We start from the raw sequence: 22200 nt of genomic DNA, 5'->3' as shown, positions 1-22200 counted from the left end.
ACAGATGCTTAATGCCGTACGTGAGATTTGGAAGTCGCTCATTGAGGAGCAGTTGGCTCTCTATGCAAAAGAAGTGCTTGGACAAGATCAGGTTCTCCCTCCTCTTGCCGTACAGACACCACCCAAACCCGAGCTGGGAGATTTGGCTTTTCCCCTCTTTGCGTACGCAAAACTTTTGAGAACCGCCCCCCCGATGCTTGCTGCAACGCTCAAGGATCGCATTGAAAAACTTGATCAACGACCTCTGGGTGAATTGCTGGTTGCCGGTCCGTATCTGAATGTACGCATCGATATGGCTGCCTTGGCGACTTCGCTTTCGGCTTTGATTGCAGATAAGCAAGAGCGGTACGGCACTAATGAGAGTATGGCTCCCAAACGTGTGACCATCGAGTTCAGCTGCCCGAATACCAATAAGCCCCTGCATCTGGGACATATGCGAAACGATAGCTTAGGCGAGAGTGTCGCAGCAATTCTGAAGGCAAATGGAGCTACGGTGCGCAAGGTCAACCTTATCAACAATCGTGGTGTCCATATCTGTAAATCCATGCTTGCCTACCAGAAGTTCGGCAATGGGGAGACTCCCCAAAACAGCGGGATCAAGGGTGACCATTTGGTCGGAAAATACTATGTGAAGTTTGCCCAATGGGCGAAAGAGGATCCGACTGCCGAGGACCAAGCCCAGGAGATGCTCCGACAGTGGGAGGCGGGTAATGAGCAAGTCATTGCCTTGTGGAAGCTGATGAATGGTTGGACGCTGGACGGCTTGAGTGAAAGCTATATAAAGATGGGTATCAGCTTCGATGCCTATTACTATGAATCGGAAACGTACCAGTACGGCAAGGATGAAATCCTCAAAGGACTGGAAAACGGGGTTTTCTACCGTGAGGAGGATGGCTCGGTTTGGGTTGACCTCGAGCCCATCAAGCTGGATAAGAAGGTTCTGCTGCGAAAAGATGGTACCAGCCTCTACATGACCCAGGATGTGGGAACCGCCATTATGCGACATAAGGATTGGCCGTTTGACTCCCTCATCTACGTCGTGGCCAGCGAACAACAATACCATTTCCGTGTTCTGTTCTATGTACTTGCACAGTTGGGTTATACGTGGGCACAGGATCTGCACCACCTCAGCTATGGAATGGTCAACCTGCCTGAAGGGAAAATGAAGAGCAGAGAGGGGACGGTTGTCGATGCCGATGAGTTGGTCGATACCCTCACTTCTCTGGCCCGTAAGGAAATTGAGGCCAAGGAACGCGAAGCCCTGGTCGATGATGTCCAGAAAACCAGCCAAAGCATCGCCCTCGGTGCCCTAAACTATTATCTGTTGCAGGTCACTCCCACCAAGGATATGATTTTCAATCCTGCCGAGTCCATTTCCTTCAATGGGAACACCGGTCCCTATCTGCAGTACATGGGTGCGAGAATATCGAGTATGCTGCGTAAGTATGAGAGTGAGTATGCCGACATCCGTAAACTCAGCTTTGACAGCAGCCTGCTTACGCTCAGTGATGAGAGGGAGCTGATCAAGCAAATCGCCCTGTATCCCGAAGTGGTGGAGAAGGCCGGCGCAGCACTTGATCCTTCGCTGCTCTGCACCTACCTGTATGACCTGTCCAAGCTCTTCTCCCGATGGTACCACGACAATCCGATACTCAAGGCAGCTACCGCTGAGTTGGTACGAAGCCGCATCGAGCTTGCCTCCATGGTGCTGCAGGTGTTGAAGAACGCTTTTGGCTTGGTGGGCATTCCCTTCTTGGCATCCATGTAGCTTACAGCCCTTTATACAGGGCACAGAAGCTTTGGATGAAGCGCTCCTCTTCCCACTCCAAGTCCTCTTGGTCGTCCAACAGTACCCGTCTGAGAAACTGTTGGACGACACAGCTGAAATTGAGAATGGCCAAATCCAGGTCTTCAATAACCAGACGCCCGGATTCGCTTAAGCTCTCCAATAAGACCCCGCTCTGGCCTTGGAGCATTTCATCCAACGTCTTTTGGATTGCTTTTGCCGCTTGGTGTGTCAAAGCTTCCGACTGGATGATTCGGTAAAAGTATCGCATCGGATCGGTGGCATACAGTTCGTGCCAGTGCTCTACAGCACGCCTGAGTACCTCACTGCTCTTTCCTGCAAGGCTGATGGTTGCCATCTGCTGGTAGGCGAGTGTGTTGCAGTAGGCAAAGAGTTCTTCAATCATGGCCTCCCTATTTGCAAAGTGATGGAAAATAGCAGCTTTACTGATGTTGTTTTCCTTGGCAAGAGCGGCTAGGGAGATAGCTTCAAGGCCTTGTTCAGAGCCAAGCTTGAGCAGTGAAAGGATGAGATTTTGTTTGGTTTGGGTTGTGTGCATAATCAATACTAACTTATCGGTCGGTAAGTTTTCAAGAGCTTTTTCTTTGTTTTTCAACCATTTATATGAAAAAGTTGTTGAATCTTCTTTTCTATGTGTGGTATAAGGGACAAGCACAAACTAAATCTAAGGATGAATATCGACATGTACGCACTTGTAGAGATTCTCGGAAAGCAGTACAAGGCCGTCGAAGGGGAAACCGTCCAGGTTGATTATATCAGCAGCTGTGAAGCTGGTTCCTCCCTTGAGTACGCCACCGTTCTCGCCGTTGTGGATGAGAGCAATGCAAAGTTTGGCACCCCGTACGTAGCTGATGCAGTGGTCAAGGCGACCCTGGTAGGCGACATCAAGGGTGACAAGATCAGAGTGTTCAAGAAAAAGCGCCGCAAGGGCTATAAAAGGACCCAGGGTCACCGCGAGCGGTACTCCCTGATCACGATCGACAAGATCATTGCATAAGGAGGACGCAAGATGGCACATAAGAAAGGTGGCGGAAGTTCCCGCAATGGTCGCGATTCGAATTCCCAGCGTCTGGGAGTGAAACGCTTTGGTGGCCAATTGGTCAAAGCAGGTGAAGTCCTTGTTCGCCAGCATGGAACCAAGTTCCATCCTGGTCAGAATGTAGGCCTCGGTTCCGATTATACGCTGTTTGCAAAAGCTGAAGGTACTGTTCTGTTCCATATCAGAAACAACCGGAAGTATATCAGCATCGTAACTGAGTAAACGATAGGCGAGAGCCGAAGAAAACGAACGCATGTTTGGATTTTCAGACGAAACGTATCTTGATGTTGCCTCCGGAAACGGGGGCAACGGTTGTGTTTCCTTCCGACGGGAAAAGTATATTCCCAAGGGGGGCCCGGATGGTGGCGACGGCGGCCGTGGCGGGGATGTAGTATTTGTCGTCAGGCAGAATCTAAGAACGCTCGCTCATCTGAAGCTTGTCCGCACCTATCGTGCAGAAAATGGTAAGAATGGCTCAGGAGAACGTTGTTACGGTCGTGACGGTGTCGACATTGAGATTCCTGTTCCCCCGGGAACGGTAATCAAGAATGCCGATACAGGTGAAGTCATTAAGGACCTTACTGATGTCGACCGCTGGGTTTTCCTCAAGGGAGGTCGCGGAGGGCAGGGTAACTACCACTTCCGTACGGCTACCCGACAAGCACCCCGTTTTGCCCAACCCGGTGAAAAGGGTGAGGAAATGCGCATCGGTGTTGAGCTTCTGATTATTGCCGATATCGGTTTTGTAGGCTTTCCCAATGCCGGGAAGTCCAGTTTGCTCAACATGTTGACCAACGCCCGAAGCAAGGTGGCAGGGTATCCCTTCACCACCAAGATTCCTCAGCTTGGTATGATGCGCTATGGCGATCACGACATTGTGCTTGCCGATATTCCAGGTCTCATCGAAGGCGCCAGTGAGGGTGCAGGCATGGGGATCAAGTTCCTCAGGCATATCAGCCGTACTACTGGTCTCGCTTTTCTTGTAGATCTTTCCGATGACCGATATTTGGAAGCCTATGATATACTATGCAACGAGCTAGCGGCTTTCGAGCCCGAGCTTTTGAAGAAACAGCAGGTTATCATCGGTACAAAGACTGACGAACCTGGAACCGCAGAGAGGCTTGAGGAGTTGAAGCAGAAGTACCCTGACAAAGAAGTCATCGGACTTTGCGTCTACTTTGAGACGGGCGTTGAAGAGGTGAGGCAGGCTTTCATCCGCATCGTATCAACGAATGAGAATGTAGCAAGCAAAGCGTTTCATGAGAGCGCCCAAGGGGGTTTCTCCACAATCGTAGACCTTGATGCATACTATCATTCGGAAGAGGAAAGCCAGTAGGAGGCTTGTTTTGGCGGCAGAACCGACTGCAATGGTAGGCGGAAGTTTCGATCCCGTGCATCTAGGGCATCTGCACCTGGTGCACACGGTGGCTACCTCCACCCCCTATCGAAGGTTCATTTTCGTACCTGTTGCCCGCAACAACTTCAAGCAGGATGCCGAACCGGCTTCTGCAGAGCATCGTATGAGCATGCTGCGTTTGAGCTTTGAGGCCTATAGGGAGCTCTATCCTGATGACCCACCGATCCAACTGATAGCTGAAGACTGTGAATTGGTGCGAGGTGGTGTATCATATACCTATGACACGGTCAAATATATATATTTGCACTATTCGATCAAGGGTAGGCTTGCGGTGGTGATGGGGGACGATTTGCTTTCCGCACTGAATCAATGGCATGCGTATGAACAGCTCAAGGAGTTGGTCACCTTCGTGGTCATCAGGCGGGAAGACAGCGCTGAACGGTTCTCCGACATCGCCGCCGATATTATCTATTTGGAAAACCCTCTTCTGGAGGACAGTTCCACGAAGATCAGAAATCGATGCAGCGTGTTGGAAGTACACCAAGAGCTTGGTGACGATATTGCGTGCCTAATGCCCAAGGAGGTTGCTCGATATGTACGAGAACATCGATTGTACCGTCCTTGAGCAAGAGCTGAAAGAAAGCTTGAGCGAGAAACGCTATCGTCATAGTAAAGCGGTGGCACAGACCTGCCTGCTTCTGAATGACCGTTATGAACTACACCTTGATACTACTGAGTTGTGTAGTTGTGCCTTGATGCATGACATGGTGCGGGAGTGGAGTAGGGAGCAGCTGGTCGACTATGCTTTGGCTCATCATCTGAAACTTAGCAGCGAAGAACGTGAATACCCGGTGTTGCTCCATGCTCCGGTGGGAGCTTCCCTGCTTAGCGCCAGAGGATTCTCAGAGCAAGTGTGTACTGCAGTGCGGTATCACACCGTTGGCAGTATACATATGGGAAAAATGGGGCTTCTGCTCTATATTGCCGACTACCTTGAACCAAATCGGATGCATCTGTGTGACCAGGATAGGGAACTGTTATTGGCCCTTCCTAAGCCGGAGGACCTCTGCCTGGCTGTCCTGAAACAGGAACGGGCCTATCTTGTTGCCAAGGGGAAGCAAATTAGCTTTTCAGGTGAAGAGCTGTATCAGTTTCTTTGCAGCGGAGGAACGTTTTGAAGTCTTTGTTGTTCTCCGTTGTCCTGGTTTGTATGGTGTTCATCGGTTGCCACTCTGAATCGGTAGAAGCCACCTACATACTCAGTGATGGGGAACTTGCCTGTGTTGCCTGGGTTGAGGCGGACTATCTGGCAGTATTGTTGCTTGATCAGCAGGTTGTGGATGGGTTTGCAGCATATTCAAAGCTTGAAGCTTCCCTGGCTATCCAGCATCTTTGCGGCCTACCGGCGAGAAAGGTGATACGTACCAGCCAAGCCGCTCTAGCTTCTTTTGGGGAATTGGCCACCACGTTGGCCGTGACTGTAAAGACAGTAGAGCGAAGCCAAGTCGATGCCCAGCTGAGGCTCGAGGCCCTGACGGAGGGTGCACCCCACTTGAGGAAAACCCTCTTGGCCGATACACTTGCTTCCATTACCGGTCATGCTGACCCGTTTGGAGAACTACAGACAGTGAAGCAAGCAACTGTCTTTGATATGCGAAAGAGTCTTGCAGTATCGCAGAATACCGACTGGGAGCGAATGAGAGTTCATCTCAAGCGTTATATTGAAGAGTTGAGGCGCTACCAGCGTAAGGAGTAAGGAAGAATGAATGACTTGGTTCTGGCCAATGCCCAGGCAATCGGCCAATTTCTAGAAGACCATAAGTGTCAGGATGTAAGCATCCTGGATGTATCAGCGGAGTGTTCCTGGGCTGATTGTTTCATCATAGCTACAGTTTCCAGCATAGGTCACCTCAAAGGTGTCGCCCACGAGATTTGGAGTGAGTTGAATGAGCTGGGCTTGGAAGTCGCCAACCGCCATAAGAACCCCGTCGGTGATGGTTGGGAGCTTATCGATTGCAACGATATCGTCATCCACCTGATGAGTTCTGAGTTGAGGGATTTTTATTCGCTGGAGAAACTCTGGCAGAAACGGGAAATGTAAGCTCAATCGTCAAGATTTTCCCTGATCTTGATGATGGTTCTTGTTATAGTATCGACGACGGGCTCCTGCTGATTCATGAGGTGAAAAAACAACTTCTGAATCGCATCATAGCCCTGTCGTTGAGGTTCCTGACATATGGTAAAGGTGATGACACCTTTCTGTATCAACGCTTTGGTGGTGGGAATATCATCAAAGCTGAGGATGCGGATATTTCCCGTTTTCCCCAATTCCTGAACTGCTTGGCAGGCACCTTGCACGCCTGCTGCAGTTAAATAGAGACAATTAATTTCCGGTTTTTCCTTGAGGCAGGAGAGTGTTCGCTCGTATGCCTTATCGTTGTCATCCAAACTTTCTATCACATCGACGATGCTGTGCGGCATCTGACGGGTGGTAAGGCCTTCCAGAAAGCCTCTGATACGCTCCTGGTGGCCCTTGATGTTGAATGACCCGGTGACGATGAGTATCTTTTGCTCCTGCTGCTTGCAGACCAAGCTGAGCAACCCGCTGGCGGTGGTTCCCCCCAAATAGTAATCCGGTCCAACATAGCAAAGGCGGTGTGTATCGCTGATGTCAGTATTGACGGTAACCACCGTGGTACCGGTTTCGGTGATTCTATCGATTGCTGCTATAACCGGTTCCACATTGATGGTAGTGATGCAAAGGCCATCGTAGTGTTTGCTTTGCAACGTTTCTATTGCATCGAGATGGACGGCTCGGTCGAAGGACTTAACCTCCATAATGTCTACGGATACACCGAAATCAGAAAGTTCACGTTCAGCTTGTCTGAAGCCAGCAATGACTTCGGTAAAAAAAGGGTTGCCGATACTTGGAAGGAGGCAGCCGATTCTCAGCGGTTGCTTGCGGTTGGCTAAGGCTTTACCTGCAAGATTGGGAATAAACCCCAATTCCTTGGCTATAGCTCTGACCCGACAGGCAACCTCCTCATTGACCCCTTTCCGGTTATGGAGTACTCGGTCGACAGTTCCTCTCGATACTCCTGCTCGTTTTGCAATATCCCTAATCGTAACAGCCATGGTTGTCCTTTTTTAGCTGAGAATACGCTACTTTATACAACGTGGCAACAGTGTCTAACTAGATTTTACCCGCTTTTTGCTGAGCACATCAAAGACTACCGCTGCAAGCACTACAATACCTTTTACAGCTTTTTGCCAGTTGGCATCAATTCCGAGAATGGACATACCATTGTTCAAGACACCCATGAAAATTGCACCAATGATTGCTCCCCCGATGGTTCCGGTTCCGCCGTAGGCACTTGCTCCTCCGATGAAGCAGGAACCGATGGCGTCCATCTCATAGTTGGTTCCCGCCGTTGGGGCGGCTGAGTTGAAGCGGGCGACACCGACCAAGGCTGCTACTGCAGAGAGGAAACCCATGTTAGCATACGCAAAGAAAAGAACTCGGTTTGTATCCACCCCTGAAAGCTTTGCGGCCTTCTCGTTGCCTCCCATGGCATACAAATGTCTGCCTGGAACGGTACGGGAGGTGAAGTAACTGTAGCCTAATACGATGACGGCAAGCAGGATCAATACTACGGGAACACCCTTATGTCTTCCGAGCAGAAAGAAAATGACCAAGACGGCAACGGAGAGCAGGATTACCTTGGCTAAGGTTACCGCCAAGGGTTCAGTTGTATAGCCCTTCTTCTTCTTGGTATAGCGATCAAAAAGAGCCCAGAATCCGTAGATCAGACAAATGACGACACCCACAATGACCGTAACGGAAAGCACGGTTGCGGCGTCCTCTGTGTTGGGAAGGAAACTGTTGAAATACTTCGTATACTCAGCAGGGAAGGGGGAGATTGTCAATCCATTGAGAATCAGGAGGGCGACACCACGCCACAACAACATGCCCGCGAGGGTTGTGATGAACGGAGGGATGCGGACATAGGCAATCCAGAAACCCTGCCATGCACCGATTGCAAGACCGGTTAAAAGACAGATTATAATCGAAACATAGATGTTCCAATGCAGGTTTACTACCAGAGTTCCTGCCAGAGCACCGACCAGGGCAACGACCGAACCAACAGAAAGGTCGATGTTTCCACCGGTGAGGATGCACAGCAACATGCCGCTTGCCAAAATGACAACATATGAGTTTTGGCTGATAAGGTTGGAAATATTGGAGGGAGCAAAGAGAGAGCCCCTTCCACTGCTGCTGATGAGCACCTGGAAAAGAAGCATTGTTGCCAGAAGAACGATGAGCATGGAGTTCTTCTTCACGGTATCTTTGATGCCTAGGCTGTGTCTCATGGCAGTTGGTCTCCTTTCTGATTCTGTACAATGCATTTCATGATTTTTTCTTGGCTTGCCTCAGATCCCAACATCTCCCCGACTATCTTGCCTTCACTGAGGACGTAGATGCGGTCGCAGATACCCAGGATTTCAGGCATCTCGCTGGAGATGAAGAGGATGGATTTCCCTTCTTCGGCAAGCTGATTGATGATGCAGTAAATTTCGTATTTCGCCCCGACATCGATTCCCCTCGTCGGTTCATCGAGCAAGAGAATATCCGGCTCTGCAAAAATCCATTTGCTCAACAGTACCTTTTGCTGGTTTCCTCCTGAAAGGTTGTTCACGTCCTCCAGGACAGACGAGCATTTGGTATGCAGCTTCTCATTCATCTCTTTTGATACCTTCAGTTCCAAATCAGGGTCAATGACCTGATATTTGCTGATGGCGTCCAATTTGGCAAGGGTGGTGTTCTGCATGATGGACTTGGAGAGAATCAGTCCGTTGCCCTTGCGGTCTTCAGTGACATAGGCGAGTTTATTCTGAATGGCACTCTTGACGGAATTAAGCTGGACTTCCTTGCCGTTGATCCTCAGCGTTCCGCTGATGTTGCGTCCGTAGCTCTTACCGAACAAGCTCATGGCAAATTCTGTTCGCCCGGCCCCCATAAGTCCGCTGATGCCGACAACCTCACCCTTATGCAGTTTGAGATTGATATCCTCACAGACCTTCTTACCCTCATACAGGGGGTGATAAGCGGTCCAATGTTCAACTTCAAGGCTCACTTGACCGATTTTAGCATTGCGTTTGGGGAATCGGTCACTGATATTCCTGCCAACCATGGCTTTGATGATTTTATTCTCATCGAAAGCCTCTTCAGTCTTATCCATGGTCGTAATTACTTCACCATCACGGATGACGGTAATACGATCGGCGATATAGGAAACCTCGTTGAGCTTATGGGAAATGAGAATGCTGGTCATTCCCCTCTCTTTGAACTGCAATAGCAGATCAAGCAGCTTCTTGGCTTCCGTATCATTAAGGGATGCAGTCGGCTCGTCCAAAATCAAGACCTTGACGTTCTTTGCCAAAGCCTTGGCAATCTCAACAAGCTGTTGCTTGCCTACGCCGATATCCTTGATGATGGTCTTGCTGGATTCCTCTAGACCAACCAAGGCGAGCAGTTCATCGGATCGGCTGTATGTCTTGTCCCAGTCGATGGAAAATATTCTGCCCTGCTCATTACCCAAGAACATATTTTCAGCAATGGTAAGATAGGGAACGAGTGCCAACTCCTGATGGATGATGACGATTCCCTGCTCCTCGCTTTCCTTTATGGTGTGGAACTGGCATGGCTTTCCATGCACCAAAATTTCACCATCAAAGGTTGAAGCAGGATAGACTCCACTGAGGATGTTCATCAGTGTGGACTTGCCTGCCCCATTCTCCCCAACTATGGCGTGTATTTCTCCCGGACGGACTTGAAGGTTCACATCATGCAGTGCCCTGACCCCGGGAAAGGTCTTGGTGATGTGTTGCATTTCCAGTAATAGGGTATCCAAAACGGACCTCCAAAGATGCGGGCAACCTAGGTTGCCCGCAAAGGATCAAAGGAGAATCAGATCTTCAGGTCAGCTTCAGTGTAGTAGCCGCTGTCGATCAGCAGAGCCTTGTAATTGTCAACAGTTGCGAAGACGGGCTCACAAAGATAGGAAGGAACAACTTTGACGCCATTGTTGTAGGTCTTGGTGTCATTGACATCAACTTTCTCGCCCTTGACGATGGAGTTGACCATTTCGACGACCTTGCTTGCCAATGTGCGGGTATCCTTGAAAATGGACATGCTCTGCAGACCTTGCAGCATGTTCTTTACAGCGGGTTTGTCGCAGTCCTGACCAGTGATGATCGGGAAGTTGGCCTTGGTATAGCCGGCAGCAACGAGAGCGTTGGTCAGACCGTTTGCAATGGAGTCATTGGAAGAATAGACTGCGTCAAGGCGATTGCCCTTCGGGCCGTAGCCGTTGGCGGTGATCAGGTTTTCCATTCTCTTCTGGGCTTCTTCAGTGGACCAGTTGAGTGTTGCAACTTGGGCCTTGCTGGTCTGGCCGGAGCGAACTACCAACTTACCGCTCTTGATGTACGGCTCAAGAATCGACATGGCACCACCAAAGAAGAAATTGATGTTGTTGTCGTCAGGAGAACCGGTGAACAGTTCGATGTAGTAGGGACCGGGGGTGCTGTCAAGTTTCAGAGCATCGCGGATATAGGTACCCTGGATGGTTCCGACCTTGAAGTTGTCGAAGGTTGCATAGTAGGTGACGGCGTCAGTGTTCATGATTAGGCGGTCATACGCTATGACAGCGATGTCCTTTGCTTTTGCCTGCTTCAGAACTTCGCTCAGGGCGGATCCATCAATGGAAGCAATGACCAGAGCTTTACAGCCGGTGGTGATCATGTTTTCAAGTTGGGCAACCTGAGTCGGGATGTCATTGTCGCCTGCATACTGCAAGTCAACTTTGTATCCTGCTGCTTCGAGCTGGCTCTTCATGTTTGCTCCATCCTGATTCCAGCGCTGGAGGCTCTGGGTGGGCATTGAAACACCAATCTTGACAACAGAAGCATCTTCTTTTGTACCTGCTCCGAAGAGAGTTGCTACTGTGAGCAACACCATCAAGAGGACACACAAACTCTTTTTCATATACGACTCCTTTTTTTCTGGATTACTCCAGTGATTGACCATGAGGCTAAAGGGGTATACGTAGGACGGATGCTCAAAACTTGTGGTGGAAATACTCAAGGTTCTGCGTAGTGCCCGAGCACATTACAAGTATTATGATATCTCACTTTTCAAATTTGTAAAGAGATGAATTGCAATTTTTGCAAACGTTGAACACTTTTGCCTAAATGACGCGCTTGGTTTTCCATTTCCCGCGGACAAACCGGACAAGAAAGAAAACACTGCGGCTGAACCAGTCGAAATACATTCCGATCCAAACCCCATAGATTCCCCAGTTAAGGGTGATGGCCAAGAAGTAGCTCATCGCCACCCGGAAAGCCCACATGCTGAACATGGAAACCAACATGGTGAACTTTGCATCACCTGCGGCCCTGAGAAAGTTTGGAAGTGCAAAAGCAGTCGGCCAAAGCAATGCACTGAAAATCATCGCAGTACGGATGATGGTACGGGCATACTCGGTTGCTTCAGCCGAAAGATTAAAAATATGCACAATACTGGGAGTAAGAAAGTAACCAGGGATGGCAAGCGCTGCCATACTGATATAGGTAATCAGTAAAAGGCGTTTGCCATAGTATACAGCCTGGTCAGGCCTTTTTGCACCGATAGCCTGCCCGATTACGGTTATGGAGGCAAGGCCGATGGCCCCGCCGGGTATATTGATAAATGACGTTACGGAACCGGAAATGGCGTTAGCGGCAATTGAAGCAGTCCCGAAGACTGCGATGAAACCTTGCACCAACAGCTTTCCTACCTGAAAAACACTCCCCTCGATCCCGTTGGGAATTCCGATGCGAAGAATTCGCTTGATCATCTCCCATCGCCACTCGAGTCTGCGATAATTTCGGATGGAGATTACGTTCATCGGGTTTGCAATGAGCACAAGAATAATGGCAGAACCAATGATTCTGCTCAGAAGTGTTGCCAGGCCGGCTCCGGTCACACCGAGATGGAGAACGAAAATGAAGTAGGCGTTTCCGACAACATTGATCAGGTTCATGATTACGCTTACCCAAAGGTTGACTTTACTGTGGCCCATCGACCGAAATAGGGCGGCACAGGCATTGTAGGTAGCCAAGAAGGGTAGGGAAGCAAGAATATATAAAAAGTAAGTGGCCCCGTTATCCAGTACCTGTTTTTCAATAGAACCGAACGTGAAGCTGATAATCTGACGGCGAAACGGGATGCACAGCAGCATCATAATCGTAGAGACCACCACCGAAACTACCAACAGTTGTTTTGCGGCACTATTGGCCGATGCATAGTCCTTTCTGCCCAGATATTGGCTGGCAACAACGGCCCCGCCGGTGGCAAAGGCTGCAAACATGGTGACCACCAGGATGGTTATGGCATCGACCAAACTGATTGCACTGACCGCCGCTTCCCCTGATGAAGCAACCATGACAGTATCAGCCATACCGATGGTGACAGCAAGAAATTGCTCAATCACCAAAGGAACGATCAGGGTATACAAAAAGCGGCGGGTGAACATACGATCGGACGCCGCTTGGATTGGTTTATTAGCTCTCACGAACCTATCTTAGGCTGAATCACCAAACCAAGCAAGCACCTTTTGGAATTCTATTCCTTGGTAAGCAAAGCTTCGTCATTGGCATAGGTTTTATTTCTCAAGTTCTTGAAAAGCCTGACCAATTCTTCAACGGTAAGCTTGGACTTTTCCTCGCCGCTGACATCAAGAATGATTGTTCCTTCATCCATCATGATCAAGCGGTTGCCGAAATTGATTGCGAACTGCATGTTGTGGGTAACCATCAACGCCGTGAGCTTGTACTCTGCAATGAAATGTTCGGTAAGGTCCATGACAATCTGGGCATTGCGTGGATCCAAGGCTGCAGTGTGTTCATCGAGCAGCAGCATCTTAGGCCTGCTCATGACAGTCATCAGCAAGGTGAGTGCTTGTCTTTGTCCGCCGCTGAGAAGTCCGACGTTGTCCTTGAGCCTGTCCTGTAGTCCAATAAACTGTAAAAGCGAACGGAAATGCTCCCGTTTCTCATTGTTCAGGCTGATTCTCAGACCCTTCATCCCTTTGGATTCTGCGGTAATCATATTGTCCTCGATGGACATATTGGCAGCAGTTCCCTTGGTCGGGTCCTGGAAAATGCGCCCGATGGTCATGGCCCGTTTGTATTCAGGACTTGCCGTGATATCAGTCCCGTCAAAAATAATTTTACCGTTGGTAACCGGATAGGTCCCACTGATAAGGTTGAAAAGCGTAGACTTTCCTGAACCGTTGGAACCGACAATGCAGATGACATCGCCCTTGTTTACATGCAAATTAACATTATCCAAGGCCATCTTTTCATTGACCGTACCGGGGTAGAATACTTTGGTGATGTTGCTCAAATCAAGCATTGGTTGAATCCTCCTTCGAATCGTGTCTTGCCAGCGACCTTGCAATGGCCTTTTTCTTTGCTCCTGCCGAGGAAGCCGCACTCCGTGTCTGTGCGATGAAAAGGCTGGCGATGACGAGGATACCAGTGAGCAACTTGAAGTCGTTCGGAGTGATATTCACCAAGTAACCGTATTTACGTCCGAAGAACATGAGCGCTTTATAGATGATCGCACCCAACACGGCGCGAAGGGTAAGCAGTGAAATACGGTTGGATGAGAAAAGGAACTCTCCAATCATGATGGCCGCCAGGCCCTGGACAACCATACCCTGACCGAGGTTTGCATCGGCAAAGCCCTGATACTGTGCAAGAAGGCCTCCGGAAAGGGCTATGAGCCCGTTGGAAAGGCCGATACCCATCAGCTTAAGGACATCGGGATTGATTCCTTGGCTGATAACCATCTGTTCATTGCCTCCCATTGCACCCATCGAGACACCAAGGTCAGTACGAAAAAAGATATCGACCAGCACCTTGACGAACAGTACCACCAGCAAGGTCCCCAGTAATGCAGCCCATTCACCGGGAATGAAGCTGAAGATTTTCGGGAGTTTGGAGTACAAGGTTTCAACTCTGAGCAGCGGCACGTTAGCCTTGTTGCCCAGCACCCTCAGGTTGATGGAGTAGAGCATGGTCATGGTCAGAATACCGGCGAGCAAGCCGGGAATTTTCAGCTTGTTGTGGATTGCCGCAGTTACCATGCCGGCGATGACACCGGAGAGAAACGCAAGCAGCAGTGCTACAAATATCGGGAAACCGGCTACAATGCTCATGGTGGCTACAGCTGCCCCTGTTGCTACTGCACCATCACAGGTCAAATCGGCAAAATCGAGAATCCGATAGGAAATGAGAATACCAATGACCATGATCGAAAAGACCAAGCCATCCACGAAAATACCTTCAATCATGTAAAACCCCTTACACAGAAAAAATCGCCGGTCTTAAGCAAGTCCGGCGATTCTTTCCCAAGCCATACTTACTGGCTGATTTTCTTTCCGTCCTTGATGAGCACAGCAGCACCATCCTGCAGTGACTGCGGAATAGTATAGCCAAGCTTCTTGGCGGTATCAAGATTAAACCACAGTTCAAACTTGGTTGGATCGGTGATATAGACGGTTCCCACCGAACCAGCTTGCTCACCCTTGAGAATTCTTTCGATGACCTTGCCGGTCTCCACCCCGATGCTGTAGTAGTCGAAGCCCCAGGCAATCATGGCGTTCAGGCCTTCCACTCCACTGGGATCAGCAGAGAAGAGCACCTTGTTTGCCTTGGTGGTGACATCGTCAATAGAAGCAATGGCACTGATGACAGCATTATCGGTAGCGATGTAAATGGCATCGACACGGTCGATAATGGACTGCGCAGCCATTTTTACTTCGCTGGAATTGCTGATGGCGCTAGCAACAAACTCGACACCGTATTTCTGGCAGGCAGCTTTTGCCATTTCCATAAGAACAACACCATTTGCCTCGCCGGAAGCATAGATGTTACCAATGCGCTTGGCACCGGTAAGGTCGATCAAGAGTTTGATCTGTTCGTCAACCGGATTCTTGTCGGAGACACCAGCGATGTTTGCAGCTACCAAACCGGCTTCATCTGCATCGGTGACGGCACTAAAGACAACAGAAGTACCGGAAGAGGCAGGGAACACCTGGGCAAGGGCTTGTGCTGAGGGAGTTGCAATACCGACGGCAACATTGACCTTGTCACTCTTGAACTTCTGAGCAATGGAAGAGGCTGTAGAGATGTCCCCATTGGCGTTCTGGAGGTCATAAGAGACTGAAAGTCCTGTAGTGGCAAGGTGGTCCATCAGGCCTTTCTCAGCAGCGTCGAGAGCGGGGTGGGCGAGAAGCTTGGAAACTCCAATCTTGTAGGTAGCACTTTCTTTCACTTCAGCCTGTCCGGCAGCAAAAACGCTGAATGTTACGAGTAAAACAAGAGCAACGGTAAGCAAGGAGCGGCGTGTAATGTTCATCTGATTTCCTCCAATACGGGTAATCCTTTTCGTTTGCAAAACTATAGCCCGATTTTTTTGTTTTGTAAATCGTACTATGCAAATAACTGAATATTAATTCACCGATTATGCATAGAGGAGGCTATTGTAATCAATTAGGATCATTATACATACAGAAAAAGGAGCCTGATCGCGAGGACCAGGCTCCAAACAAGGAGTATGAACGTTACTCTCGTACTATCTTTTTCCCGTCCTGAACCAATACTTTGGCCGAAGAAAGCAAATCCTCAGGGATGGTGATGTTCAGTTTCTTTGCTGTATCAAGGTTGAACCAGAGTTCAAATTGGGCAGGATCGTCGAAGAAGATGGCTCCGATGTCCTTCGGTTTTTCACCCTTGAGAATCCTCTCAACCACTTTTCCGGTTTCTACACCGACGGTGTAATAATTGAAGCCCCAACTCATGAGAAAGTCGATGCCGTCGCTACTGGTGGTATCGGTATTGAACAACGGTTTTCCCTCTTTCATGCATACTTCACTAACCGAGGGGATTGCGCTGACTACCGTATTGTCGATGGCGACATACATGGCATCAACACGTCCGATAATTGATTGGGCAGCCATCTTTACTTCACTGGAGTTACTTACTGCTGCACCAACGAAGGCCACCTTGTTCTGGGCACAAATCTGTTTGGCCATTTCCATCTGTGCAACCCCGTTGGCTTCACTGCTGGTGTAGATCATACCGAGGGCTTTGGGTTTGACGATGCGAAAGTAGGTCTCAAGCTGAAGCTGCAAGGGGTTGAGGTCGGAAATGCCTGCGATGTTCGTATCTTCAGTTTTGTCATAATTGACTACCAATCCGGCAGCCAAGGGATCGGTTATCGCTCCGAAAACCACCGGTTTGTCGGTAATGACTTGCGCCAACGCTTGGGCCGGGGGAGTTGCAATACCGATTACCAAATCCTTGTCGTCACTCTTGAATTTTTGGGCTATCGCGATAGCGGTTGCAATTTCCGCATTGCAGTTCTGCAGGTCGAAATTTACCGTAAGATCGGTACTCGTAAGGTAATCCATAATTCCCTGTTCAATGGAATCGAGGGCGGGATGGCTCACCATTTTTGATATTCCGATTTCATAGCCTTTTGATATTTCGGTATTGGGCTGGGAAAACAGTAGTGCAGAGGCGCTCAAAAAGCAGACAAACAACAAGATTTTTCGGGTCATGGTCTTTCTCCTTACGTGTTGGTGTTACTATACAAAGAAACGTTTGGGAGTGCAAGTATCTATTGATAGAAACATAGATTTTTTCTCTATCCTTTTCACTGCTTGTGTCGGCATGCCTGATTCTCGGGTCTCCAGTTGCAATAAAAAACCTCCCCGAAGGGAGGCTTGGTTGTGTATTGATCGGACAACTCAGAGAACTTCATCCTCTTCCAAATCATCGAATTCATCTTCTTCTTCAAAGAATTCGTCCTCGAATGACTCATCGCCCTCGACCATGAAGCCATCGTCGAGCAGTTCATCATCATCTTCTTCATCGTCAAGGATGTCATCGTCATCGTCCCCGAAATCAATCACTTCCGGAGCATCGTATAAATCAGCAAGATAGGCGTCTTCTTCGTCCTCAAGCCTACTGAAATAACGATCTTCCTCATCATCAAGCTCATCTTCTTCTTCACGGTATTTAGCCATGCCGGTACTCCTTGAAACCTTAATCATTTCCCACTAATTACAACATAAGAGAAGGTAGTACAGTTGTCAATTGGTTCTGTGGTTATGGACAGCTCACCCGCACACTGTTATCATGTGCCATGATGCAAGCAAAGCGATATTTAGCGGTTCCCAGCGGGGACCCGGCCGGTATTGGCCCTGAGATTATTGTGAAGGCATTGAAGGCAGTCCGGTTGCCCATAGATATAGGCGTGATTGTTATTGCAGACGCCCCTGTATTCGCCAAGGTAGCCACCGATTTGGGACTGAAAGCCGACTTCGACGCAGTTGTCAATGATGAAGAAGAGCTGAAACGTGCCATTCAGGGAGGGAGTCGGAAGATTCTCTATACCCAACATATAGTAGACATGAACCAATTTGCCTATGGAAAGATCAACGCCATGTGCGGCAGAGCCGCGTATGTCTCGGCTGAGACTGCTGTTCATCTCGTACAGAAAGGTTTTGCTCGTGCAGTGGTTACCCCTCCGCTTCATAAAGAAGCCTTGAAGGCTGCGGGCATCGAGCATATCGGATATACCGAAATACTTTCTGCACTAACCAGCACCAAGAAGGCGATAACCATGTTTGATACGATGGGACTGAAAATTTTCTTTCACTCACGGCATCTCTCCTTGCGAAAGGCGTGCGATGCAGTGACCAAAGAGAGCCTAGTAGATACCATCGTGACCTGCGACAGGATATCCAAGAGCAACCCTGCTTTTGACCAGAGACTGAGTCTGGCTGTCGCCGGCCTCAATCCCCACAGCGGTGAGCATGGCCTGTTCGGGGATGAGGAAGTGGTGAGCATTGAACCGGCTATCAATGATGCGCGTGCGAAAGGCATTGACGTGGTCGGCCCCATCGGGGCGGACTCGGTATTCTACCAGACCCGCATGGGCAAATATCGTGCAGTGATTTCGCTGTACCACGACCAAGGCCATATTGCCGCCAAGACGTATGATTTCAACCGAACCATTTCCATCACCTGGGACCTGCCGTTTTTAAGAACCAGTGTCGATCACGGCACCGCATTCGACATTGCCGGTAAAGGTCTGGCTGATCCGAATGGGATGATCCGTGCACTGGAAGTTGCAGCCGAATATACCTGCAGTAAAGAGGAGATACTATGAAAATTCTGAGCAAAGTTCTGATCGTAGCCTTGACGGTGGTTTTTCTCACCTCTTGTGCAACCTCCATAACCGTGAGACATCTTGTACCCGGCGAGGTTGACCTAAGTGTATCAAGAAACATTGCCATCGCATCGACTGTACCGTTCAAGTTCCCCTATGGAAGACCCCTCAGTCCTTGGATCAGCGGCCTCAGCGAAACCGATTTCACCCTCTCAAGTGGATATGATGCAAACCTGCCGTCCAGTATTGCCAATACCTCCACACGCATGCTGCTCGATGCTGCCCAGAGTACGAGCTACTTCACCATCCTTACTCCCGATGTGACCGATGCCTATCTTTCGCTTTCCAAGGTAGGGGAAAACAGCTCTGCCATGCTCAAGTCAAAGGGTGTACAGGCCCTGCTTTCCAGCAATATCTCCTACATGGATGTTGAGGAAGAGGTGGTGGGAAGGGACGTGAAAACCTATGTGACCGAGGATATAGACCCCAGTCCCACAGTCACTACAATGAAGAGTTATGAAAAGGTAACATCCAGAGAGTATTTTTTAGTGCAGAAGGCTACCCTGACACTGACCTATACCGTCTATGACTTGGTTAACAATCGTATCCTGCTTACCCGTTCTTTTACCGGCAAGGAGGATCAGGAGACGAAAATCGGAATCAGGACCTATGACGCCGGAGCCCCTGGTGGGTATCGGGACGAGAGAAGATACTCAAGTGGCTTTGCTCCTTCCTTCAAACCATTGTTTGAGAAAGTCCTGCGTTCGTTCTCCTCAACCATTTCCAAGCAATTGGCACCTTCCTGGCAGACCAAGCGCCTGACTCTCATGAGCAACAAACCAAAACTGGAGGCTGCCAAGAGTGCATACACCCTTACCGAGCGTGGCTCATATGAGCAGGCATATCGGCAATTCCTTTCGCTGTATGAGCTGAGCGGACACATTGCCAGCGGCTATAATGCTGCCTTGCTGCTGGAGGCCTTGAACAGGCTCCCGGAGGCGGTTGACTTAATGAACGACGTTTTCAATCGATCCGGCTCGCAACAGGCATATACTGCTCTTTTGCGTATGCAGGAGGCAAAGAGCCAGAGTGAGAAAGCCCAACGGCAGATCAGCGGGGAGAGCGCCCAGGATGGCCAAGGGGTAATGATGATGCAATACGTGGTGATGGAGTAGAGAATGGGCAAAGCAATGGTGTTGGTATATACCGGTGATGGAAAGGGCAAGAGCTGCGCTTCCATGGGGCAGCTAATCCGTGCACTTGGCCACGGTGCTCATTGTGCTGTTGCACAATTCATCAAACAAGATCCCGAGATTCTCGGCTCCGGTGAATATGCGATAGCCAAACAGCTGGGTGTTACGTGGAAACATTTCGGAGCCGGTTTCACGTGGGAAGGTGATAATAACACGGTGAACGCCGAGCTTGCCAAGCGCGGATGGGAGCAGGTTAAGCGCTGGATTTCTGCATCGGCTTTTGATGTGATTGTCTTGGATGAATTCACCTACACGCTCAATTTTGGGTACCTCGATACCGATGAGGTGTGTACCTGGATTTCCGACCATCGCAGTAAAGAAGGGTTTCCCCACCTTGTCATCAGCGGCCGCAATGCGCCAAAAGCACTTATTGCGATAGCTGACATGGTCAGTGAAATTCAGGAAGTAAAGCATCATTTGCAGCAATCAGGCCGTAAAGCAGAAGCAATGATTGAGTTTTGATGTCCTAAATCGCAAGTGAGCTCCTTTTTTCCTTTCACATTTTTGTGATACCGGGTATAATCAGCCAGAGGAGTTTACCATGGCCCTTTGTGATTTTCACTGTCATCTTCTTCCCTTGATCGATGATGGCTATGTTTCCAAAGAATCCTTTTCCCGTATGTTGCACCTCTACTTGGAGAACGGGATTACCACGATTGCCTTTACTCCGCATATCTACAATCCGTATGTGACTACCAATATTGCTGCACTCAGGTCCACGTATAGCTGGGCTGAGGAGGAGGCCTTGAAGGTAGGAATCACTACGTATCTGGGCAGTGAACTCTACGTGGGAGACCAGCCGGAGCTCACTTCCATCCCTATTGCAGGAACCTATGCCTTGCTGGAATTTGGTCTCTCGCTTCCGCCTGCCCGAATGCTTGAGCGTATAGCCGTTCTTCGTGAGCGAAATCTTGTTCCCATTCTTGCCCATGTGGAACGATATCGCTGGCTGGAGCCTGAAAGTGCACTCCTCTCGGAGTTGCTGAAACTTGGTTGCCTGTTGCAAACCAATGTGGAGGCAGTGGAGAATGGTGACTCGCACCCGTATTTGAAACGTAATTTGATTGATCTCATAGCGACGGACAATCATGGAGATGAGAATCTTCCCTTGCGCATGGTGCAATGCTTGAATGCTTGGCCCCAAGTGTATGGAAAGATGGAAACACTTTTGTAATTCCACCTGGGAAAGGTGAATGAGGAGGTAGCGCATGCTGCTGGATATGACGATAGCGAACTTCAAGTCAGTGAAGTCAGCGCAAACGATTTCGTTTGAGGCTGTAAAGGACAACCGTTTTCCTGAATCGAAGGTTGTACCGGTGACTGAGAAGTTGAGGATAATCAAGACTGCGGCCATCGTAGGGCCCAATGGAGCGGGCAAGAGCTCGTTTGTTCGAGCACTGGAAGCACTGAAAGGCATTGTGTGTGCAGCAGAGGATATGGATAATCCCCTGCAGATTCTCAGCGGGACTTCCTTTGCCTATTCTGAGGAGAAAGGCCAGCCTGCGACCATCATTATCCGCATTTTGCTTGGCCGGGATGAGCAGACTGAAGAGGTGATAATCGCCCAATATACGCTGGTTGCAGACCGGGAGAAAGTGTTTGAGGAGTCGTTATATCATCTGATCGGTAGATCGAAGAAACTGATGTTCGAGCGCAAGCTTGATGAAGGTGCGCTTCTTCTTGACGATGTCAAGCTAACCTATACCTACCGGTGGGGCAAGGCCTATCGGGGTGAGAAAAAACGCTTGGTAGGCAAAGTGGATGAGAAGCATTCATACCTCGCAGCTTCAGCTGTCAAGGGTAGTGAAACGACCCTCCCTCTCTATACTTGGTTCAACGATAGTCTGCATCTGCTCCCCATGGGTGTGTCCAACATCAGTGAAAAATATCTGATTGCTCAGCTCACCGAGCATCCTGATTGGGTGCAGCAGCTGATCAACTTCCTGTGGAGTGTCGACATCACCGATATTCGCGACATTCGTGTCAAAGATGATCGCATTATCTTCATTCACACCAATGTCACCCAGCACTATGCATCCTTCTTCAACCTTGAGAGCTTGAGTCTGAGAAGACTCTGTTTGATGGGTGTTGCTTTCTTTGAGAGCTTCACGAAACCAAAAACCTTGGTTATCGATGATTTTGGCATGCTTTTGCATCCCGACGTATTGTGTCACATTGTTGAGGTCTTCGAGGCAAGCAACATTAGTTGTCCCTCCCAAATGCTTGTCGTCGACTGCAACCCCTCACTTCTCAGACCGGGCTTGCTCAGGCGCGATGGAGTATATTTTGCAGAAAAGAACAGCGAAAGCGCTACCGTCTACTTCAGCTTGGCGAACTTCAAGTATTCACGCAGCAAGGACAAGACGCAGAGTCAGTATATGAACGGAGCCTACGGTGCCCTTCCGATTCTTTCGGAGTTCTGTTTCATTGATGCGAATAAGGATAAGGAGGAGTAAC

Annotated in this window: 24 protein-coding genes; 13 read left to right on the top strand and 11 right to left on the bottom strand. The window is 49.4% G+C overall.

Going from position 1 to position 22200, the window contains the following annotated elements:
* The first annotated feature begins 4 nt into the window (after nt 1–4).
* Nucleotides 5–1768: an arginine--tRNA ligase gene (argS, locus tag SPIBUDDY_RS10070; protein WP_013607652.1), complete on the top strand. Its 1764-nt coding sequence runs from the start codon at nt 5–7 to the stop codon at nt 1766–1768.
* 1 nt (nt 1769) lies between these two features.
* On the opposite strand, the gene SPIBUDDY_RS10065 is transcribed toward argS, so the two are convergent.
* Entirely contained in the window at nt 1770–2345 is a 576-nt protein-coding gene (locus tag SPIBUDDY_RS10065; protein WP_013607651.1) for a TetR/AcrR family transcriptional regulator, read from the bottom strand.
* A gap of 144 nt (nt 2346–2489) precedes the next feature.
* Between SPIBUDDY_RS10065 and rplU the strand changes: the two genes are divergently transcribed.
* From rplU to rsfS, 7 genes are read left to right on the top strand one after another with little or no spacing between them, the layout of a single operon-like run.
* Nucleotides 2490–2804, top strand: a complete 315-nt coding sequence (gene rplU / locus SPIBUDDY_RS10060) for a 50S ribosomal protein L21 (protein WP_041380720.1) — start codon at nt 2490–2492, stop codon at nt 2802–2804.
* Nucleotides 2805–2816: 12 nt separating this feature from the next.
* Nucleotides 2817–3068, top strand: coding sequence for a 50S ribosomal protein L27 (gene rpmA / locus SPIBUDDY_RS10055; protein ID WP_013607649.1), 252 nt, complete (start codon nt 2817–2819; stop codon nt 3066–3068).
* 31 nt (nt 3069–3099) lie between these two features.
* On the top strand, nt 3100–4182 hold the full coding sequence (gene obgE / locus SPIBUDDY_RS10050) for a GTPase ObgE (RefSeq protein ID WP_013607648.1): 1083 nt from the start codon (nt 3100–3102) through the stop codon (nt 4180–4182).
* Between the two features lie 10 nt (nt 4183–4192).
* A complete protein-coding gene (nadD, locus tag SPIBUDDY_RS10045; protein ID WP_013607647.1) occupies nt 4193–4828 on the top strand; it encodes a nicotinate (nicotinamide) nucleotide adenylyltransferase in 636 nt (211 codons plus the stop codon).
* Nucleotides 4797–5381, top strand: coding sequence for a bis(5'-nucleosyl)-tetraphosphatase (symmetrical) YqeK (gene yqeK, locus SPIBUDDY_RS10040; RefSeq protein WP_013607646.1), 585 nt, complete (start codon nt 4797–4799; stop codon nt 5379–5381). Before nadD ends, yqeK begins: the two co-directional genes overlap by 32 nt.
* Nucleotides 5378–5959, top strand: coding sequence for a hypothetical protein (locus tag SPIBUDDY_RS10035; protein ID WP_013607645.1), 582 nt, complete (start codon nt 5378–5380; stop codon nt 5957–5959). The genes yqeK and SPIBUDDY_RS10035 overlap by 4 nt, the downstream gene beginning before the upstream one ends.
* Nucleotides 5960–5965: 6 nt before the next feature.
* A complete protein-coding gene (gene rsfS / locus SPIBUDDY_RS10030; protein ID WP_013607644.1) occupies nt 5966–6304 on the top strand; it encodes a ribosome silencing factor in 339 nt (112 codons plus the stop codon).
* Between the two features lie 2 nt (nt 6305–6306).
* Here rsfS and SPIBUDDY_RS10025 read toward each other — a convergent pair whose 3' ends face one another.
* The 10 genes from SPIBUDDY_RS10025 to SPIBUDDY_RS16195 form a co-directional block, all read right to left on the bottom strand.
* Nucleotides 6307–7338 carry a LacI family DNA-binding transcriptional regulator gene (locus tag SPIBUDDY_RS10025; RefSeq protein WP_013607643.1) on the bottom strand — a complete coding sequence of 344 codons (1032 nt, stop codon included), beginning with the start codon at nt 7336–7338 and terminating at the stop codon, nt 6307–6309.
* 54 nt (nt 7339–7392) lie between these two features.
* The gene (mmsB, locus tag SPIBUDDY_RS10020) at nt 7393–8574 is read right to left on the bottom strand and encodes a multiple monosaccharide ABC transporter permease (protein ID WP_013607642.1); all 1182 of its coding nucleotides are present in this window, start codon (nt 8572–8574) and stop codon (nt 7393–7395) included.
* Complete coding sequence (locus SPIBUDDY_RS10015) at nt 8571–10115, bottom strand: sugar ABC transporter ATP-binding protein (RefSeq protein ID WP_013607641.1); 1545 nt, start codon at nt 10113–10115, stop codon at nt 8571–8573. Before SPIBUDDY_RS10015 ends, mmsB begins: the two co-directional genes overlap by 4 nt.
* A 56-nt stretch (nt 10116–10171) precedes the next feature.
* Nucleotides 10172–11251, bottom strand: a complete 1080-nt coding sequence (gene chvE, locus SPIBUDDY_RS10010; RefSeq protein WP_013607640.1) for a multiple monosaccharide ABC transporter substrate-binding protein — start codon at nt 11249–11251, stop codon at nt 10172–10174.
* A gap of 202 nt (nt 11252–11453) precedes the next feature.
* The gene (locus SPIBUDDY_RS10005; protein ID WP_245523767.1) at nt 11454–12818 is read right to left on the bottom strand and encodes an MATE family efflux transporter; all 1365 of its coding nucleotides are present in this window, start codon (nt 12816–12818) and stop codon (nt 11454–11456) included.
* A gap of 50 nt (nt 12819–12868) precedes the next feature.
* A complete protein-coding gene (locus tag SPIBUDDY_RS10000; protein ID WP_013607638.1) occupies nt 12869–13660 on the bottom strand; it encodes an ABC transporter ATP-binding protein in 792 nt (263 codons plus the stop codon).
* On the bottom strand, nt 13653–14603 hold the full coding sequence (locus tag SPIBUDDY_RS09995; protein ID WP_013607637.1) for an ABC transporter permease: 951 nt from the start codon (nt 14601–14603) through the stop codon (nt 13653–13655). Before SPIBUDDY_RS09995 ends, SPIBUDDY_RS10000 begins: the two co-directional genes overlap by 8 nt.
* Before the next feature lie 68 nt (nt 14604–14671).
* The gene (locus SPIBUDDY_RS09990) at nt 14672–15670 is read right to left on the bottom strand and encodes an ABC transporter substrate-binding protein (protein ID WP_013607636.1); all 999 of its coding nucleotides are present in this window, start codon (nt 15668–15670) and stop codon (nt 14672–14674) included.
* A gap of 205 nt (nt 15671–15875) precedes the next feature.
* Nucleotides 15876–16874: an ABC transporter substrate-binding protein gene (locus tag SPIBUDDY_RS09985; RefSeq protein WP_013607635.1), complete on the bottom strand. Its 999-nt coding sequence runs from the start codon at nt 16872–16874 to the stop codon at nt 15876–15878.
* Nucleotides 16875–17063: 189 nt separating this feature from the next.
* Complete coding sequence (locus tag SPIBUDDY_RS16195) at nt 17064–17342, bottom strand: hypothetical protein (RefSeq protein WP_013607634.1); 279 nt, start codon at nt 17340–17342, stop codon at nt 17064–17066.
* 119 nt (nt 17343–17461) lie between these two features.
* Between SPIBUDDY_RS16195 and pdxA the strand changes: the two genes are divergently transcribed.
* From pdxA to SPIBUDDY_RS09955, 5 genes are all read left to right on the top strand, one after another.
* Entirely contained in the window at nt 17462–18490 is a 1029-nt protein-coding gene (gene pdxA, locus SPIBUDDY_RS09975) for a 4-hydroxythreonine-4-phosphate dehydrogenase PdxA (RefSeq protein ID WP_013607633.1), read from the top strand.
* Nucleotides 18487–19665 (top strand): tetratricopeptide repeat protein, encoded by a 1179-nt coding sequence (locus SPIBUDDY_RS09970; RefSeq protein ID WP_013607632.1) that lies wholly within the window; start codon nt 18487–18489, stop codon nt 19663–19665. Before pdxA ends, SPIBUDDY_RS09970 begins: the two co-directional genes overlap by 4 nt.
* A gap of 3 nt (nt 19666–19668) precedes the next feature.
* Nucleotides 19669–20205, top strand: coding sequence for a cob(I)yrinic acid a,c-diamide adenosyltransferase (locus SPIBUDDY_RS09965; protein ID WP_013607631.1), 537 nt, complete (start codon nt 19669–19671; stop codon nt 20203–20205).
* A gap of 79 nt (nt 20206–20284) precedes the next feature.
* Nucleotides 20285–20917 (top strand): CpsB/CapC family capsule biosynthesis tyrosine phosphatase, encoded by a 633-nt coding sequence (locus SPIBUDDY_RS09960; protein ID WP_013607630.1) that lies wholly within the window; start codon nt 20285–20287, stop codon nt 20915–20917.
* A 34-nt stretch (nt 20918–20951) separates the two neighbouring features.
* Nucleotides 20952–22199, top strand: coding sequence for an AAA family ATPase (locus tag SPIBUDDY_RS09955; protein WP_013607629.1), 1248 nt, complete (start codon nt 20952–20954; stop codon nt 22197–22199).
* Nucleotide 22200: the final 1 nt, after the last annotated feature.

This window comes from Sphaerochaeta globosa str. Buddy, assembly GCF_000190435.1.
GTDB lineage: Bacteria > Spirochaetota > Spirochaetia > Sphaerochaetales > Sphaerochaetaceae > Sphaerochaeta > Sphaerochaeta globosa.
This window is presented reverse-complemented; position numbering and strand designations above follow the sequence as displayed.

Bases quoted from the DNA above. Each gene is read 5' to 3' on its own strand.
- argS (WP_013607652.1), top strand. From the start codon at position 5: ATGCTTAATGCCGTACGTGAGATTTGGAAGTCGCTCATTGAGGAGCAG.
- SPIBUDDY_RS10065 (WP_013607651.1), bottom strand. From the start codon at position 2,345: ATGCACACAACCCAAACCAAACAAAATCTCATCCTTTCACTGCTCAAG.
- rplU (WP_041380720.1), top strand. From the start codon at position 2,490: ATGTACGCACTTGTAGAGATTCTCGGAAAGCAGTACAAGGCCGTCGAA.
- rpmA (WP_013607649.1), top strand. From the start codon at position 2,817: ATGGCACATAAGAAAGGTGGCGGAAGTTCCCGCAATGGTCGCGATTCG.
- obgE (WP_013607648.1), top strand. From the start codon at position 3,100: ATGTTTGGATTTTCAGACGAAACGTATCTTGATGTTGCCTCCGGAAAC.
- yqeK (WP_013607646.1), top strand. From the start codon at position 4,797: ATGTACGAGAACATCGATTGTACCGTCCTTGAGCAAGAGCTGAAAGAA.
- rsfS (WP_013607644.1), top strand. From the start codon at position 5,966: ATGAATGACTTGGTTCTGGCCAATGCCCAGGCAATCGGCCAATTTCTA.
- SPIBUDDY_RS10025 (WP_013607643.1), bottom strand. From the start codon at position 7,338: ATGGCTGTTACGATTAGGGATATTGCAAAACGAGCAGGAGTATCGAGA.
- mmsB (WP_013607642.1), bottom strand. From the start codon at position 8,574: ATGAGACACAGCCTAGGCATCAAAGATACCGTGAAGAAGAACTCCATG.
- chvE (WP_013607640.1), bottom strand. From the start codon at position 11,251: ATGAAAAAGAGTTTGTGTGTCCTCTTGATGGTGTTGCTCACAGTAGCA.
- SPIBUDDY_RS10000 (WP_013607638.1), bottom strand. From the start codon at position 13,660: ATGCTTGATTTGAGCAACATCACCAAAGTATTCTACCCCGGTACGGTC.
- SPIBUDDY_RS09995 (WP_013607637.1), bottom strand. From the start codon at position 14,603: ATGATTGAAGGTATTTTCGTGGATGGCTTGGTCTTTTCGATCATGGTC.
- SPIBUDDY_RS09990 (WP_013607636.1), bottom strand. From the start codon at position 15,670: ATGAACATTACACGCCGCTCCTTGCTTACCGTTGCTCTTGTTTTACTC.
- SPIBUDDY_RS09985 (WP_013607635.1), bottom strand. From the start codon at position 16,874: ATGACCCGAAAAATCTTGTTGTTTGTCTGCTTTTTGAGCGCCTCTGCA.
- SPIBUDDY_RS16195 (WP_013607634.1), bottom strand. From the start codon at position 17,342: ATGGCTAAATACCGTGAAGAAGAAGATGAGCTTGATGATGAGGAAGAT.
- pdxA (WP_013607633.1), top strand. From the start codon at position 17,462: ATGATGCAAGCAAAGCGATATTTAGCGGTTCCCAGCGGGGACCCGGCC.
- SPIBUDDY_RS09970 (WP_013607632.1), top strand. From the start codon at position 18,487: ATGAAAATTCTGAGCAAAGTTCTGATCGTAGCCTTGACGGTGGTTTTT.
- SPIBUDDY_RS09965 (WP_013607631.1), top strand. From the start codon at position 19,669: ATGGGCAAAGCAATGGTGTTGGTATATACCGGTGATGGAAAGGGCAAG.
- SPIBUDDY_RS09960 (WP_013607630.1), top strand. From the start codon at position 20,285: ATGGCCCTTTGTGATTTTCACTGTCATCTTCTTCCCTTGATCGATGAT.
- SPIBUDDY_RS09955 (WP_013607629.1), top strand. From the start codon at position 20,952: ATGCTGCTGGATATGACGATAGCGAACTTCAAGTCAGTGAAGTCAGCG.